17 protein-coding genes are annotated in these 15763 nt (G+C 66.8%); 5 read left to right on the top strand and 12 right to left on the bottom strand.

Annotation, left to right across the window (positions count from 1 at the left end; translation table 11 throughout):
* Positions 1 to 10: 10 nt before the first annotated feature.
* Positions 11 to 202 carry a DUF1059 domain-containing protein gene (locus tag PV773_RS03675; RefSeq protein ID WP_347965048.1) on the top strand — a complete coding sequence of 64 codons (192 nt, stop codon included), beginning with the start codon at positions 11 to 13 and terminating at the stop codon, positions 200 to 202.
* Positions 203 to 291: 89 nt separating this feature from the next.
* On the opposite strand, the gene PV773_RS03670 is transcribed toward PV773_RS03675, so the two are convergent.
* From PV773_RS03670 to PV773_RS03650, 5 genes are all read right to left on the bottom strand, one after another.
* A complete protein-coding gene (locus PV773_RS03670) occupies positions 292 to 591 on the bottom strand; it encodes a hypothetical protein (protein ID WP_347965047.1) in 300 nt (99 codons plus the stop codon).
* Between the two features lie 129 nt (positions 592 to 720).
* Complete coding sequence (locus PV773_RS03665) at positions 721 to 1125, bottom strand: low affinity iron permease family protein (protein WP_347965046.1); 405 nt, start codon at positions 1123 to 1125, stop codon at positions 721 to 723.
* A 53-nt stretch (positions 1126 to 1178) separates the two neighbouring features.
* Positions 1179 to 1544, bottom strand: a complete 366-nt coding sequence (locus tag PV773_RS03660) for a DUF488 domain-containing protein (RefSeq protein ID WP_347965045.1) — start codon at positions 1542 to 1544, stop codon at positions 1179 to 1181.
* A gap of 33 nt (positions 1545 to 1577) precedes the next feature.
* Positions 1578 to 2207: a DapH/DapD/GlmU-related protein gene (locus PV773_RS03655; RefSeq protein WP_347965044.1), complete on the bottom strand. Its 630-nt coding sequence runs from the start codon at positions 2205 to 2207 to the stop codon at positions 1578 to 1580.
* A gap of 36 nt (positions 2208 to 2243) precedes the next feature.
* Entirely contained in the window at positions 2244 to 2732 is a 489-nt protein-coding gene (locus PV773_RS03650) for a CreA family protein (protein WP_347965043.1), read from the bottom strand.
* Positions 2733 to 2895: 163 nt separating this feature from the next.
* Here PV773_RS03650 and PV773_RS03645 point away from each other — a divergent pair, with 163 nt between their 5' ends.
* The 4 genes from PV773_RS03645 to PV773_RS03630 all read left to right on the top strand — a co-directional run bounded on the left by PV773_RS03645 (position 2896) and on the right by PV773_RS03630 (position 6538).
* A complete protein-coding gene (locus PV773_RS03645; RefSeq protein WP_347965042.1) occupies positions 2896 to 3039 on the top strand; it encodes a hypothetical protein in 144 nt (47 codons plus the stop codon).
* A 28-nt stretch (positions 3040 to 3067) separates the two neighbouring features.
* Positions 3068 to 3646, top strand: coding sequence for an SCO family protein (locus PV773_RS03640; RefSeq protein ID WP_347965041.1), 579 nt, complete (start codon positions 3068 to 3070; stop codon positions 3644 to 3646).
* Positions 3647 to 3665: 19 nt separating this feature from the next.
* Entirely contained in the window at positions 3666 to 4538 is an 873-nt protein-coding gene (locus PV773_RS03635; RefSeq protein WP_347965040.1) for a 50S ribosomal protein L11 methyltransferase, read from the top strand.
* Positions 4539 to 4708: 170 nt separating this feature from the next.
* Positions 4709 to 6538 carry an aminopeptidase P family protein gene (locus tag PV773_RS03630; protein WP_347965039.1) on the top strand — a complete coding sequence of 610 codons (1830 nt, stop codon included), beginning with the start codon at positions 4709 to 4711 and terminating at the stop codon, positions 6536 to 6538.
* A gap of 42 nt (positions 6539 to 6580) precedes the next feature.
* Here the strand turns inward: PV773_RS03630 and PV773_RS03625 are convergent, their stop codons facing one another.
* From PV773_RS03625 to ftsZ, 7 genes are all read right to left on the bottom strand, one after another.
* Positions 6581 to 6877, bottom strand: a complete 297-nt coding sequence (locus tag PV773_RS03625; RefSeq protein WP_347965038.1) for an AzlD family protein — start codon at positions 6875 to 6877, stop codon at positions 6581 to 6583.
* Complete coding sequence (locus tag PV773_RS03620) at positions 6874 to 7545, bottom strand: AzlC family ABC transporter permease (protein WP_347965419.1); 672 nt, start codon at positions 7543 to 7545, stop codon at positions 6874 to 6876. The genes PV773_RS03625 and PV773_RS03620 overlap by 4 nt, the downstream gene beginning before the upstream one ends.
* Before the next feature lie 132 nt (positions 7546 to 7677).
* A complete protein-coding gene (gene ligA, locus PV773_RS03615) occupies positions 7678 to 9828 on the bottom strand; it encodes an NAD-dependent DNA ligase LigA (protein ID WP_347965037.1) in 2151 nt (716 codons plus the stop codon).
* A gap of 135 nt (positions 9829 to 9963) precedes the next feature.
* Positions 9964 to 11640 (bottom strand): DNA repair protein RecN, encoded by a 1677-nt coding sequence (gene recN / locus PV773_RS03610; RefSeq protein ID WP_347965036.1) that lies wholly within the window; start codon positions 11638 to 11640, stop codon positions 9964 to 9966.
* 10 nt (positions 11641 to 11650) lie between these two features.
* Positions 11651 to 12523 carry an outer membrane protein assembly factor BamD gene (locus PV773_RS03605; protein WP_347965035.1) on the bottom strand — a complete coding sequence of 291 codons (873 nt, stop codon included), beginning with the start codon at positions 12521 to 12523 and terminating at the stop codon, positions 11651 to 11653.
* 183 nt (positions 12524 to 12706) lie between these two features.
* Complete coding sequence (gene lpxC, locus PV773_RS03600; RefSeq protein WP_347965034.1) at positions 12707 to 13642, bottom strand: UDP-3-O-acyl-N-acetylglucosamine deacetylase; 936 nt, start codon at positions 13640 to 13642, stop codon at positions 12707 to 12709.
* Between the two features lie 372 nt (positions 13643 to 14014).
* Positions 14015 to 15706 (bottom strand): cell division protein FtsZ, encoded by a 1692-nt coding sequence (gene ftsZ / locus PV773_RS03595; RefSeq protein ID WP_347965033.1) that lies wholly within the window; start codon positions 15704 to 15706, stop codon positions 14015 to 14017.
* Positions 15707 to 15763: the final 57 nt, after the last annotated feature.

The following is a 15763-nucleotide window of genomic DNA, read 5'->3' as shown; positions in this document are numbered from 1 at the left end:
GGCGAAGACGATGCGCCAATATATCGATTGCCGCGAATACCCCAGTGAAATGAAATGCTCGGTCGCCATTGCGGCCGACAATGAAGAAGAGCTGATCAACGCTGCCGTGCAGCACGCCGTGGCCGTCCATGGCGAAAAGGACACGCCCGAGTTCCGTGCCGAGGTCAGGAAGATCATCCACCCCGGTACGCCGCCGGCCTGAATTCGGAGCGCCGACGCGTCACCAGATGCGCCGGCGCTTGTGCCTTGAAGGGACCCGATCGTCCAACGCCGGAAAAGCAGGCGCCGGGCCTAGCTTGCGACGCGCGTGGTCGCGCGCATCTCCTTCAGCCTTTCGGCTGCTGCGGCGGCAAGTTCGGCATATTGCTCCTCGAGCGCCTCGGCGGCGACCACGACCTCGGGCTCGAAGTCATTGGACTCGAGCACCTGCCGCAGCCGCTCGACGAATTCGGCCTGCTGCTCGAGCGCCGCGAACAGCTTCTTCACCTGGTCGCGGCTGATGTCTGGATTTGCCAGCGTGGCCGGCACCTCGCGTGCCATCTCCGCGCCCGTCTCGGCCTGTTCGTTGAGGATCTTCAACCAGTCAGTCACGGCATGCCCACCCGTCGCGATCTTGGTCCGTAGACGGCAAAGCGTCAACCGGATGTCCGGAGCTAGGTAAAGCGGCTCGTGCCGTGACACGGTCGACAGCCTGTCGACCTCCGCCACTGGCCGCGCCTCTCAGTGTGCCCTTGTTTTGGCCGCCGCATGGTCCGCCTGCCGCGCCTGCTCGTGCCGCTTCGCCGCCGCCTCGCATTTCTCGCGGATCTCTTCCACCTCCGACTCGGTCAGGTGCTCGATGCCGATCAGCGCGTTGCTGGCGCGGCCTACGCGTATCAGCTCGTCCAGCTTGGCCTGGATCGCCACGCCGTCGCGGTTCTGGGTGTTCTGGATCAGGAACACCATCAGGAAGGTTATGATGGTCGTGCCGGTGTTGATGATGAGCTGCCAGGTATCGGAGAAGCCGAAGATCGGCCCCGTCACCGCCCAGACCACGATCACCAGGCAGCAGATCATGAACGCCGACGGCATCCCGGCGGCATAGGCGACCCGGTTGGCAATGCGCGTGAACGGTCGTTCGAACATCGCGGCTTCCTCTGTGCAACGATCAAAACACGAGGACGCGGCAATGGGTTCCGTCACTGGGTCGGCGAGGCCTTCCCCTCCAGGGCCTCCCTGAGCACCACGGCCTGGTTGTGCTCCGCATCGTGCGCGGAAAATACGAGGGTCAGCCGTCCCTTCGCGGCGTGGGCCTGGAGTTCGGCGAGCAGGTCCTGCCGCGCGCCCAGTTCGCCGTGGTAGCGCCGGCGGAACTCCTCCCAGCGGGCCGGGTCGTGCCCGAACCATTGCCGCAGTTCGGTCGAAGGCGCGACCTCCTTCATCCACAGATCGACCGCAGCAGTGGCCTTGGTGATCCCCCGCGGCCATATCCGGTCGACGAGCACCCGCAAGCCGTCGTCCGGCGCCGGGGCCTCGTAGACCCGCTTGATGCGGATTGTCTCCATGCCGGCCTCCCCGTCCGCGCCCGAACGCCGCCGCTAGCTCCAGCGGTCGAGGAAATCCTCGATCGGCAGGCGCTGTATGTCGGGGATCGCCTCGAACAGTCGCTCGGCCGGCCAATCCCACCAGGCGAGCGCCTCGATCCGCGCCACGACCTCGGCCGGAAAGCGCATCTTCAGCCGCCTGGCCGGCACGCCGGCAAAAACCTCGAAGGGCCCGACGTCGCGGGTCACCACCGCATTGGCGCCGATCACCGCCCCGTTGCCAATGCTCACGCCCGGCATGATCACCGCGCCGTGGCCGATCCAGACGTCGTTGCCGACCGTCACCGGCTTCGCCCGCCGCCGCTCGCGGAAATCGCCGTCGACGCCGAGATAGCGGAAATACTCGTTCGGCCGGTAGCTCACCTTGTGCGTCGTCAGCCGTTCCATCGGATGTTCGAGCGCATTGATGCGGGTGTTCGCCGCGATCGAGCAGAATTTGCCGATCGTCGTGTAGATCGCTTCGGCGTGGCGCTCGAAATAGGAATAATCGCCGACCGTCACTTCGCGCAGCACCACGCGCTCGCCGATGGCGACATGCCGGCCGAGCCGACACCCCTTCAGCTCGGCGGTCGGATGGATGCGCGGTTCGTCATCCTTGAAGCGCAGGTCAGCGGGCGTGTCCATATCGCGGCTTTACGCTTGCTGCGTTCGGCCCGCAAGCTACTCGGGCTTGCCCTTGGTCCACACGACCTCCTGGCCGTAGAGCGGCACCGTCGTCATCGACATCTTGGCCGAGCCGTCCTGCACCTGGCGCGAATGGGCGAGATAGATCAGCGTCTGGTTCTGCTTGTCGTAGATGCGGTTCACCACCTGCTCCTTCCAGATCAGGCTGATGCCCTGCTTGAACACCTCCTCGCCGTCCTCGCCCAGATCGATGTCGCTGATGGTGATAGGCCCGGTCTGCCGGCACGAAATCGCCGTGTCGGAGGGATTCTCGAACCAGTTGCCCTTCTGCAGCCTGTCGATCACGCCCCGGTCGAAATAGGAGACGTGGCAGGTCACGCCCTCGACCTTCGGGTCCTTGATCGCCTCGACGATGATGTCGTTGCCGAACCAGTCGACACCGACTTCCCCCACCTGCTGGGCGACGGCCGGAACGGTGGCGCCCAAGGCGAGAGCCGCGGCGAGGGCGGAAAGGCGAAGCCGCATGGAAACCTCCTGAGATCCTGTTGCCACCTTCACTTGGGTCGACGCTGCGCTCCTTGCAAGAGCGTAGCGTCGCCGGGGCGCTGGCGCATGGACCGGCGTCAACATGTCCCTTTTGGTAGGGCTCGCGGCACGCTATGTAGGAAGAATGAAACAGGCTCTGCCCATGTCCATGGCGAAGACGGCGGGGGTCGCGCTCGGCCTGGCCGCGTTTGCGGCGGCCACCGGCCTCGCCTTCGCGTCCTGGCTGGACAACGGCGCGGGTATCTTCATGTCGCTCGTCGAAGCCGGCATGTCCTGGTGCTTCTGAACCTCTCATTCCACGGAATCCTAGACCGATGATGCGCACGATCCTTGCCGGCATTCTGATCCTCATGGCCGCCGGCGTCGGCTGGCTGACCTTCGACTGGTATCGCGGCCAGAACAGCGGCCAGGCTTTCGGCGCGCCCTTCGCGCTCGTCGACCAGAAGGGCCAGGGCATTACCGAGCAGGCTTTCCGCGGCCAGCCGAGCGCCGTCTTCTTCGGCTTCACCAACTGCCCCGAAGTCTGCCCAACCACGCTGGTCGAGCTGGACAGCTGGCTGGAGCAGCTCGGCGACGAGGGCAAGGACATCCGCGCCTATTTCGTCACCGTCGACCCAGAGCGCGACACCGCCGAGGTCATGGACAAATATGTCGGCAACGTCTCCCAGCGCATCACCGGCATCACTGGCGACCCCGAAAAGGTCCGCGCCATGGCCAAGTCCTTCGGCATCTATCTCAAGAAGGTTCCGACCGAAGGCGGCGACTATACGATGGACCACACAGCTTCGGTCCTGCTGCTCGACAGCAAGGGTGATTTCTTCGGCACCATCGCCTATGAGGAGAATCCCACGGCTGCGCTCGCCAAGCTCAAGCGCCTGGCCAACGAAGGCTGACATTTTTCCTGGACAGGACATGCCCCAGACACGGCTGCACATCATCACCGGACGCGAAGCCGCGAGCCGCATCTTCGCCGCCCTCGAGACCGTCTTCGAGGAGGACGGCTGGCCGATCGCCGTGCTCGAGGTCGACGAGGACCGCGACATCCAGGAGGTCTCGCTCTATGCCGACGGCGACATAGCCGACATCGAGCGCCGCATGGCCACCGTGCTGGCCGAAGCCGGCCACGCCGGGCCGATCGGCCGCGAGGTCCTGCCGGACGTCGACTGGGTGGCGAAGTCGCTGGAAGGGCTGAAGCCGGTCGAGGCCGGGCGCTTCATCGTCCATGGCTCGCACGACCGGAGCGAAGTGCGCCCGGGCCAGATCGCCATCGAGATCGAGGCCGGCCTCGCCTTCGGCACCGGCCATCACGGCACGACCGCCGGCTGCCTCGAGATGATCGAGAAGGTCGTGGCCGGCGAGAAGCCGGCAAACGCCCTGGATCTCGGCACCGGCAGCGCCGTGCTCGCCATCGCCGTCGCCAAGCTCGCGCCGATTGCCGTGCTCGCCACCGACATCGATCCGGTCGCCACCGAAGTCGCGGCCGCCAACGTCAGGCTCAACGGTGTGGCCCAGCACGTCGAGACGGCGACGGCGGAAGGGTTCGACGACCCGGTCTTTGCGACGCATGGCCCGTTCGACCTGATCGTCGCCAACATCCTGGCACAGCCGCTGATGCAGCTCGCCCCGGAAATGGCGACCCATCTCGCCCCTGCCGGCTCGCTGATCCTGTCGGGCATCCTCGACCGCCAGCACGACGCGGTGCTCGATGCTTATACGGCGCAGCATTTTCGCCACGTCGAGACGTTCCACCGCGAGGGCTGGGTGACCATTCACCTCAAGCGCTGAAGCTGAAACATCGGCATCTGACTGGCCATGGCCGCTCGGCGGAAGCTGCGCCGGCACGCCCGGGCTGCAGCCCTTGGTGACCCTCATTCGCTTCTGGCCCATGCCCGCGGCGTTGCCAGCCAGGGCCTGCAAAGTTACCTTTACCGAAGATTAAGCATACGGGTACTTCCATGTTCCAGTCCTTCGAATCCGCCGGCGACCCTTCGGTGGGCAAGCCCCGCGTCGCCCTTCTCAGGCAATGGCTCTCCGACAACGGCCTCGACGGCTTCATCGTGCCGCGTGCCGACGAGCACCAGGGCGAGTATGTCGCCCCTCGTTCCGAGCGGTTGAAATGGCTGACCGGCTTCAGCGGATCGGCGGGCGTGGCGATCGTGCTCGCCGGGAGTGCCTTCGTCTTCGTCGACGGCCGCTACACCCTGCAGGTGCGCGACCAGGTCGATCTCGACGTCTTTGCGATCGAAAGTCTCGTCGACAACCCGCCGGCCGCCTGGATCAGGGAGAACCTGCCCAAGAGCGCGCGGCTGGGCTTCGATCCATGGCTGCACACAGTCGGCGACGTCAAGGCCCTCACCGCCTCGGCGGAAAAGGTGGGCGCGACCCTGGTGCCGCTTTCCCGCAATCCCGTCGATGCCATCTGGCAGGACCAGCCCGAGCCGCCGCTGGCTCCGGCCCACATCCATCCGGAGGCCTATGCGGGCGAACTCGCCAAGGACAAGCTGAAGCGCCTGGCGTCGGCCATCGCCGCCGACGGCGCCACCCACGCCGTGCTCACCGACCCGTCGTCACTGGCCTGGACGTTCAACATCCGTGGCGGCGACGTGCCCCACACGCCGCTGGCGCTCGGCTTCGCAGTGCTGGCAGCCGACGGCCGGCACGCCGTCTTCCTCGACAAGCGCAAGCTCGGCCGCACCGAGGAAGCATACCTGACGCAGCTTGCCGCGATCAGGGCTCCCGGCGACCTCGAGAACTTCGTCGCCGACCTTGCTGCCTCTGGCGCCCGGATCGCGCTCGACCCGGCGCTTGCCGCCGAAAGGCTGCGCGCGCTGGTCGAGGACAACGGCGGCACCGTCGTTTCGGCGCCCGACCCGGCCCGCCTCCCCCGCGCCACCAAGAACAGCGCCGAGGTCGCGGGCACGCGGGCGGCGCATCGCCGCGACGGGGCGGCCGTCGCCAAGCTGCTCTGCTGGCTCGACCGGCAGGCGCCCGGCAGCGTCGACGAAATCGCGGTCGTCACCAGGCTCGAGGAATCCAGGCGCATCACCGGCGAGGAAACGCAGATGCCGCTGCGCGACGTCTCCTTCGCCACCATTTCGGGTTCCGGGCCGCACGGGGCCATCATGCACTACCGTGTGTCGCACGCGACGAACCGTGTGCTGGGCGAGGGTGAGCTGTTCTTGCTGGATTCGGGCGCACAATACGAGGACGGCACCACCGACATCACCCGCACCGTTCCCGTCGGCACGCCGACCGAGGAGATGCGCGAGCGCTACACCCTGGTGCTCAAGGGCCTGATCGCGGTCTCTGCGGCGCGCTTTCCCGCCGGCACCCGCGGCGCCGACATCGACCCCCTCGCTCGCAGCGCATTGTGGAAGCGCGGGCTAGACTATGCCCACGGCACCGGGCACGGCGTCGGCTCCTATCTGGCGGTGCACGAGGGTCCGCAGCGCATCGCCAAGACCGGCGTCGAGAAGCTGCTTGCCGGCATGATCCTGTCCAACGAACCGGGCTACTACAAGCCCGGCCAATACGGCATCCGGCTGGAAAACCTGATCCTGGTCACGCGCCCCGACGGGCTTGCGGGCGGCGACATCGCCATGCATGGCTTCGAGACGCTGACGCTGGCGCCCTTCGACCAGCGCATGCTGCGCACCGACCTGCTCACCCGCGAGGAGCTGGACTGGCTGAACGCCTATCATGCCCGCGTCCTGGCCGAGATCGGACCGATGCTCGACGGGGAAACCCTGGCGTGGCTGGAGAAGGCGGCGAAGCCGATCGTCTGAGCGAGGAAAGCCAACCGGACCGCCGCCTGGTGGCGACGGTCCTCAGCCGATGAAGTGCCGCAGCGCTATCAGCACCGCGGCGCCGGCCAGGAACATCGCCATCAGGCTGCCGCGCAGCGACACGGCCGCGGCGACCGCCAGCGCGGCAAGCTCCGATGGGCCGGCCGAGAGCGCCGCCGGCGCCACCAGCGTGGTCAGCACCGCCGCCGGCACCGCGTTGAGCCCGGCCTCGACGCGCGGATGGACGCGCTCGAAGCGCGAAATGACCAGGTGCCCGCCGATCCGCGTCAGATAGGTCGCGACCGCGCCGCCGATGATGATCCACAGCGTCGTGCTCATGCCGTTGCCTCCGCAGCCGCACCAGCCCGCACCGGCAGGGCGGCGGCAAGCAGGACGCCGGCAAGCGCGCCGACAGTGACGTGCCAGGGCGAACCGATCGTCTTGTAGGCGATCATGGACGCCACGGCGCTGGCGACGACGATGGGCAGCCAGCGCGAGCGCTTGCGGAAACTCATGACCAGTCCGAGGAAATAGATCGGCAGCAGGAAATCCAGCCCGAGCGCATGGGGATTGGGGATCAGCCGGCCGAACAGCGCGCCGAGTGCGCTTTCCGCCACCCAGAACACGTAGATGGGCGTCGCCATGCCCATGTACCAGGCGAAGCTCACCTGCTCACCGCTTTCGCCGAGCCGCTCGGTTTCCGCATATTGGGGGTCGACCAGGAAGAAATAGCCGAAGGCCTGCTTGAAGACCGACCAGTGGCTGATGAACTGGCCCACCGCCGCCGAATAGAGCACGTGGCGGAAATTGACCGCGAAGATGGACAGGACCACGAGCCAGGGCGCGACGTTCTGGCCGAACAGCTCGATGCCGACCAGCTGGCTCGCGCCGGCATAGATCGTGGCGCTCATGAACGTCGCCTCGTAGACGGAAAGGCCGTTGTCGACCGCCAGCGCCCCGAACAGGATGGCGAAGGGCGCCGACGCGACCACGACCGGTACGCTCATGCGCACGCCCCGCCAGAACTGACCTTGGCGATTGTTCAAGACTGCGGTCTCCTGCTTAGGGAGGCCCTGAATAGGTCGGCGGGCGCCGCCTGTCACATCAATTCGGTTGAGCCAAGGATCAGCGAAACCGGCTCACGACCGGCCGACCCTTTCGAACCACTGGTCCTCGGTGATCACCTCTATGCCGAGGTCTGTGGCGGTCTTGAGCTTCGAGCCTGCCCCCGGGCCCGCCACCACGAGGTCGGTCTTCTTCGATACCGAGCCTGCGACCTTGGCGCCGAGCTTCTCGGCCATGGCCTTGGCCTCGTCGCGCGACATCTTCTCGAGCGAGCCGGTGAACACCACCGTCTTGCCGGAGACCGGCGACGACACGTCGCCGATGCGCTCCTCGTCGCGCGGCGTGACTTCCGCCAGCAGCGCCTCGACGACCTGGCGGTTGTGCTCCTCGGCGAAGAACTCGACCACCGCCTCGGCGACGATGGAGCCGATGCCGTTGATCGCGATCAGTTCCTGCCAGACGGCATTGCCCTTGTCGCCCTTGCCCTCGGGCATCACGGCGTCCATGCCCGCCGCGCGGAAGGCAGCGAAGCTGATGTAGTGGCGGGCGAGCCGCTTGGCGTTGGTCTCGCCGATGTGGCGGATGCCGAGCGCGAACAGCAGACGCGAGAACTCCACCTCGCGGCGGTCGTCGATTGCCGCAAACAGCTTGCGCGTCGAGGTCGCGCCAAAACCCTCGATGTTCTCAAGCTTGGTCAGCGAGGCCTCCTGGCGCCGCTTGAGCGTGAAGATGTCGGCAGGCGAGCCGATGTGCAGCGACGGGTCCTGCGACTGGAAGAAGAACTCGATCTGCTTTTCGCCCAGGCCCTCGATGTCGAGCGCGTTGCGCGACACGAAGTGGCGGAGCCGTTCCACCGCCTGCGCCGGACAGATCAGCCCGCCGGTGCAGCGCCGCACCGCTTCGCCCTCCTCGCGCACGGCATGGCTGCCGCAGGCCGGGCAGAGCGTCGGGAACTGATAGGACCGCGCATCGGCGGGGCGCTTCTCCAGCACCACGTCGAGGATCTGCGGGATGACGTCCCCTGCCCGCTGCACGATGACCGTGTCGCCGACACGGATGTCGCGCCCCGCACGGATCGCCTGGCCGCTGTTGCCGATGCCCTTGATGTAGTCCTCGTTGTGCAGCGTGGCGTTGGTCACCACCACGCCACCCACCGTCACCGGCTGCAGCCGCGCCACCGGCGTCAGCGCGCCGGTGCGCCCGACCTGGATGTCGATGCCGGTGAGGATGGTCATCGCCTTCTCGGCCGGGAACTTGTGGGCGATGGCCCAGCGCGGGCTGCGCGAGACGAAGCCCAGGCGCTGCTGCAGGTCGAGGCGGTCGACCTTGTAGACGACACCGTCGATGTCGTAGCCCAGCGCCGCTCGGTCGACCTCGATCAGCCTGTATTGCGACAGGAGACCGTCCACGCCGTCGAACACCTTCATCAGCGGGTTGGTCTTGAAGCCGTAGCGGCCGAATGCGGCGACCATGCCCATCTGCGTGTCGGCGGGCATCTCGCTCACCTCGCCCCAGGCATAGGCGAAGAATCGCAGCGGTCGGCTCGCCGTGATCGAAGTGTCGAGCTGGCGCAGCGACCCGGCGGCCGCATTGCGCGGATTGGCGAAGATCTGCCTGCCGGCCTCGCCGTTGCGCCGGTTGAGTTCGGCAAAGTCGGCATGGCTCATGTACACCTCGCCGCGCACCTCGAGCACTTCGGGGAAGTCGCCGTGAAGCACGTTGGGAATGTCGGCGATGGTGCGGGCGTTCGCCGTCACGTTCTCGCCCACCTGCCCGTCGCCGCGCGTCGCCGCCGTCACCAGCCGCCCGCCCTCGTAGCGGATGGAAAGCGACAGGCCGTCGATCTTGGGCTCGGCCGTGATTGCGATTGGCTCTTCGGCGGAAAGCCTGAGGAAACGCCTGATCCGGCCGACGAATTCGCCGACGTCCTCGTCGGCGAAGGCATTGTCGAGCGACAGCATCGGCACGACATGCGTGACCTTGCCGAATTTCTCCGAGACGGCCGCGCCCACGGTCCTGGATGGCGAGTCCTCGCGCACCAGATGCGGGAAGCGCTGTTCGATGGCAAGGTTGCGCCGGCGCAGGGCGTCATAGTCGGCATCCGAGATCGACGGCGCGTCCTCGGCGTGATAGCGCCGGTCGTGCTCGGCGATTTCCTCGGCCAGCCGCCCAAGCTCGACGGCGGCCTCGGCCTCGTTCAGCGAATCGACGGCTTTTTCGGACATGGTGCGGCTCCATCAAACGGCGCGCCACCATAGATCAGGATGCCCGCTCACGGGAGGCAGCCAGGGCGAATTCCACGTCAAATCAGCAGGATCGCGCAGGCTCCTGACAATGACAGCCCATCCACGCCCATGCCTCTAGGAAACCGCTGCGGTGTTCTCGCGAAGCAGGCGCTCGGCTGCCGCCCGCGCCTCCTCGGTGATGGTCGCGCCCGACAGCATGCGCGCGATCTCTTCCTGGCGCGCCGGCCGGTCCATCTCGTGGATGCCGGTCGCGACGCGGTCGGTGTTGCCCTGTTTCGAGATCAGGAAGTGGGTCTCCGCCCGCGCGGCGACCTGCGGCGCGTGGGTGACCGAGAGCACCTGGACGCGGTTGGCGAGCCGCGCCAGCCGCTGGCCGATGGCGTCGGCGACGGCGCCGCCTACGCCGGTGTCGATCTCGTCGAAGACGAGCGTCGGTGCCGACCCGCGATCGGCGAGCGCGACCTTGAGCGCGAGCAGGAAGCGCGACAGCTCGCCGCCGGAAGCGACCTTCATCATCGGCCCGGGCCGTGTGCCCGGATTGGTGCGCACCCAGAACTCGACCTGGTCGATGCCTTCCTGCAGCCGGTTGTCGGCCTCGCTCGACATCTCGACGATGAACTCGGCGCGTTCGAGCTTGAGCGCCGGCAGTTCCGCCATCACCGTCCTGCGCAGGCTCTCGGCGGCCGTCTTGCGCAGTTCGGAGAGATTGGCGGCGACGCGGTCATAGGCGTCGCGGGCGGCGGCGGCCTGTTTTTCGAGCCCGTGCAGGCGTTCCTCGCCGGCATCGAGATCGGCGAGGTCGGCAACCATCGTGTCGCGCAGCCTCGCGAGATCGTCGACGGCGACGTTGTGCTTGCGGGCGGCGGCGCGCAGCGCGAACAGCCGCTCCTCCGCCTTCTCCAGCCGCTGCGGGTCGTATTCGGTGGCGCGCAGCGCCGCGTCGACGCCCGACTGTGCGGCATCGAGCGAGATCATCGCCTCGTCGAGCGACTTCACCACCTCGTCGAGCAGGCCAGGCACCTCGGCCGCCTTGCGCTGCAGCCGGCGCAACAGGCTCGCCAGCTGCGGCAACGGCGACGACGAGCCGGACAGCACGTCCTGCGCATCCTGGATTTCGGAGGCGATCTTCTCGACCCGCATCATCGAGGCGCGCAGTTCCGCGAGCTCGGTCTCCTCGCCCGGCTGCGGATCGAGCTTGCCGAGTTCGGTGACGGCTGCGCGCAGATATTCGGCCTCGCGGGCCGCGGCCTCCACGCGTGCCCGGTGGCGGGACAATTCCTGTTCGGCGTTGCGCCAGAGCTTCCAGGCCTCGGCGGTTGCGCTCGCCTCGCCGACATGGCCGCCGAAGGAATCGAGCACCTCGCGATGCGCGCCGGCATCGACCAGCGCCCGGTCGTCATGCTGTCCGTGGATTTCGACCAGCGCCCTGCCGATATCGCGCATCAGCGTGACGCTCGACGGCTGATCGTTGACGAAGACGCGGGTGCGGCCGTCGCCGGTCTGCACGCGCCGCAGGATGATGTCGCCGTCGTCCTCGATGGCGTTGTCTGCGAGCATCTGCCGGGCGGGATGGTTGCGCGGCACTTCGAAGACGGCCGTCACCTGCCCCTGGCTCGTACCGTGGCGGACGAGCGATGCATCGCCGCGCGCGCCGAGCGCGAGCGACAATGCGTCGAGAAGGATGGATTTGCCCGCGCCGGTCTCGCCGGTGAGCACGGAAAGGCCCGCGTTGAAATCGATGTCCAGCCGTTCGATCAGGACGATATCGCGGATCGACAGTCGCGAGAGCATCGATTTGGGGTCAGGCGTCGCCGGAGAACAGCTTCCCGGCCTTGGAGATCCACGAGCCGGCATTTTCGCGCGGCTCCAGGCCGTTGGTCTGCAACAGCTTGTAGGAGTCCTTGTACCACTGGCTGTCGGGGTAGTTCTGGCCGAGCACCGCGGCGGCCGTCTGCGCCTCCGAGGTCAAGCCCATCGCGTAGTAGGTCTCCGTGAGACGCGCCAGAGCCTCTTCGACATGGCGCGTGTTCGAGTAGGTCTCGACCACGTTGCGGAATCGCTTGGCGGCGGCGATGTACTCGCGGCGCTCGAGATAGTAGCGGCCGATCTGCATTTCCTTGCCGGCGAGCTGGTCGCGGGCAAAGCGGATCTTGTCGTTGGCGTCGTCGACATATTCCGACTGAGGCCAGCGCTGCACGACCTCCTGCATCGCCTCGATGGTGCGCCGCGCTTCCTTCTGGTCCTGGGTGACGTCGCGGATCTGGCGGAAGTAGCTCAGGCCGATGATGTACTGGGCGTAGGCCGCGTCGTCGGTCGAGGGGTAGAGCGACAGATAGCGCTTGGCCGAGTTGATGGCTTCCTCGTAGGAGCCCTGGCGATAGCTGGCGAAGGCACCCATCACCATGGACTTGCGCGCCCACTCCGAATAGGGATGCTGGCGGTCTACGGCCTCGAACTTGCGGCTCGCCTCCTTCAGACGGCCGGCATTGAGGTTGGCGAGGCCCTGATTGTAGAGCACGTCTGCCGGCTCGGTCTGCTCGACATAGGTGGCGAGATCGACATCCGCCTCGCTCGACATGCAACCGGAAAGTGCAAGCCCGGGAACGACGAGCGACAGCGCCACGGCAATCGGCTTCACGCGCAACTTCGGTCCACCGGCACGAATCAATGACATCACAGAATTCCGCCCCTTCGGCGTAGTTTCGCTTTTAGGCAAACGGCCATAGATCACAACTGGCCGCGCCGGGCAACGCTATCTCCGGTCATTCGCGCAATTTTGTGGCACGCGCTAGTCCGTGCCACTTCGCCGGCCAAGTGGTGCAGCAGGGCCACACCACCATTCCGCGAATGCCGGCCGTCACAAGGTCCAGGGCGCGTGGACGGCAGCGCTGACGGCGATCAGTTCAGCCGAGCGACCGCGCTCGCGGCGCGACGTCTCGACGATCTCGAAGGCGGAGCGATCCGAAAGCAGCCGGCGCAGCGCAGCGGCATTCAGCCTGTGGCCGCCGCGATAGGAGCGGAAGCAGCCGATGAAGCGCGCGCCGGCGAGCGCCAAGTCGCCCATGGCATCGAGCGTCTTGTGACGCACGAACTCGTTCGAATGGCGCAGGCCCTCGATGTTGATGATGTGGTTGTCGTCGCCGATGACCACCGAGTTCTCGAGCGACGAGCCGAGCGCGTACCCTGCCGCCCAGAGGCGCTCCACGTCCTTCATGAAGCCGAAGGTGCGGGCGCGCGAAATCTCCCGGCGGAAGATGTCGTCATTGACGTCCGAGGCGAAGGACTGGCGGCCGATGGCCGGGCTCTCGAAATCGATCTCGACCTCGAAGCGGGTTCCGCCATAGGGACGGAACTCGGCCCAGGAGGCGCCGCTCTCGATTCGCACCGGCTTCAGCACGCGGATATAGCGGCGCTTGACGGCAAGCGTCTCGATGCCGGCCTGGTCGATCGCTTCGACGAACTGCGCGGCGCTGCCGTCGAGAATCGGGATCTCGTTGCCTTCGACCTCGATGGCGAGATTGTCGATGCCGAGGCCGAAAAGGGCGGCCATCAGGTGCTCGATCGTCGCCACATGCGCGCCGGCCGGGTCGCCGAGCAGCGTGCAAAGATCGGTTGCACCCACTTCTGACACAATTGCGCGGAACTCTCGGCCATCAACGTGGAACACTACACCCGTGTCGGCATCCGCCGGCACGAAATGGATCGACACGGGCTTGCCGCTATGCACGCCAATGCCCGACAGCGTCGCGCGCGATTTGAGAGTTGTCTGATAGTCCTGCAAGTCGATCCCCATATGCCCGTCCACGTCACGCCCGCTTCGCCATGAAGCGGAACATGACTCTCGTCGGCTTGAATGGACGGTGCCTCATCCCCACAGCACCCGCCCTGCCGACTTCGGAACGCCGCGGCTTCGAACCGAAGCCGGTTGCACGCTCCTCGACTTTGCACACCGCATTTGGCTGAAATAGACTTCCGGCCCGATGCACCAGTCGGCGCGAAGATAGTCTTCCGGCTGATAGACTCCAAATCACGGTTTCTTACTCTGTGTAACTGCGGGGCCGCTTCGACTCGGCCCCTCAACCTTCTGATTTGACTTACCTTTTCATATCAAAAGGCGGGCGTCGAGACGCCCGCCTTTCAATCAGTGTTACCGCTCGTTCACAGTTTAGTTGGCTTGCCGGCGAAGGAACGCCGGAATCTCCAGCTGATCGTCTTCCTGCTGCCTGGGCTGCGGGGCGATCCGGCCCTGCTCGTCGAGCTGGCCGCGGCGCGGCGCATAGAGCTGCGCTTCCTGGCTGGCCACGCGACGCTGCTCGGGAGCCGGCTGGCGCAGGCGCGGTTCGCGCGGCTGTGCCGGCTGGAGCCGCGCCGGCTCTTCCTCGCGGCGGGTCAGGCCGCTGGTCAGGCGCTTGAGCAGCCCCATCGGGCCACGCTCCTCATGATCGACCGGCTGTGCCTTGGCGGCCACCTCGGCTTTCACCATCGGCGGGAAGTCCTCGACGCGAGGCATGCGCGGGGCCGGAGCCGGCTGCATCATCTCGCGTTGAGGTGCCACCTGTTGCTGCACGACGGGCTGCGGGGCCGGCTGGTGGAACTGCGGCTGCGGCTGATAGGCCTGCGGCTGGGGCTGTGCGGGCGGAGCCTGGAACAGCTTGCTCTGCGGGCGGAAGTCCTCGGCCGGGGTCGCGGCACGCGGCTGCGCCATTGCGGCGGCGTTGGATTCGGCCAGGCGGATCGCGTCGGCAACGGGATCGTTGCTGCGCATTTCCATGCGCGGCTGCTCCTGGACGGCAACCTGTGGCTGTGCCGGGCGCACCTCGGCGGCAGGACGCTGCGCCGGCTTCGGCGGCGCCTGGCGGATGGTCAGCGGCGCTGCGGCGATGTCGGCCGCCGACTTGTCGATGCCGGTGGCGACCACCGAGACGCGGATGACGCCTTCGAGATCCTCGTCGAAGGTCGCGCCGAGGATGATGTTGGCATCCTGGTCGACTTCCTCGCGGATGCGGGTCGCGGCTTCGTCGACCTCGAACAGGGTCAGGTCGCGGCCGCCGGTGATCGAGATCAGCAGGCCCTTGGCGCCCTTCATCGAGGTCTCGTCGAGCAGCGGGTTGGCGATCGCGGCCTCGGCGGCGGCCATTGCGCGGCCCTCGCCCGAAGCCTCGCCGGTGCCCATCATCGCCTTGCCCATCTCGCGCATCACCGAACGGACGTCGGCGAAGTCGAGATTGATCAGGCCTTCCTTGACCATCAGGTCGGTGATGCAGGCGACGCCCGAGTAGAGCACCTGGTCGGCCATGGCGAAGGCGTCCGCGAAGGTCGTCTTGTCGTTGGCGAGGCGGAAGAGGTTCTGGTTCGGGATGACGATCAGCGTGTCGACGCACTTCTGCAGCTCTTCGATGCCCATGTCCGCCGTCTTCATGCGGCGCTGGCCTTCGAAGTGGAACGGCTTGGTGACGACGCCGACGGTCAGGATGCCTTTCTCGCGCGCTGCGCGGGCAACGACCGGCGCCGCACCCGTGCCGGTGCCGCCGCCCATGCCGGCGGTGACGAAGCACATATGGGTGTTCGACAGGTGGTCGATGATCTCGTCGATGCACTCCTCGGCGGCGGCGCGGCCGACTTCCGGCTGCGAGCCGGCGCCGAGACCCTCGGTCACGTGCGCGCCGAGCTGGACGAGACGCTCGGCCTTCGACATCGTCAGCGCCTGTGCGTCGGTGTTGGCCACCACGAACTCGACGCCACGCAGGCCGGCGGTGATCATGTTGTTGACGGCGTTGCCGCCGCCGCCCCCCACGCCGAACACCGTGATGCGCGGCTTGAGCTCGGTGATATCCGGCTTCTTGAGATTGATCGTCATTGTCCTCGTCCTTTTTGCCTTTTCAAGCCGTTTCGCCGTACGGCCTTGTATGGGGTC

The sequence above is a fragment of the Mesorhizobium sp. CC13 genome, assembly GCF_039907765.1.
GTDB lineage: Bacteria > Pseudomonadota > Alphaproteobacteria > Rhizobiales > Rhizobiaceae > Aminobacter.
Note: the sequence above shows the minus strand (reverse complement) of the source record. Positions and strands in the feature narration are given on the sequence as shown.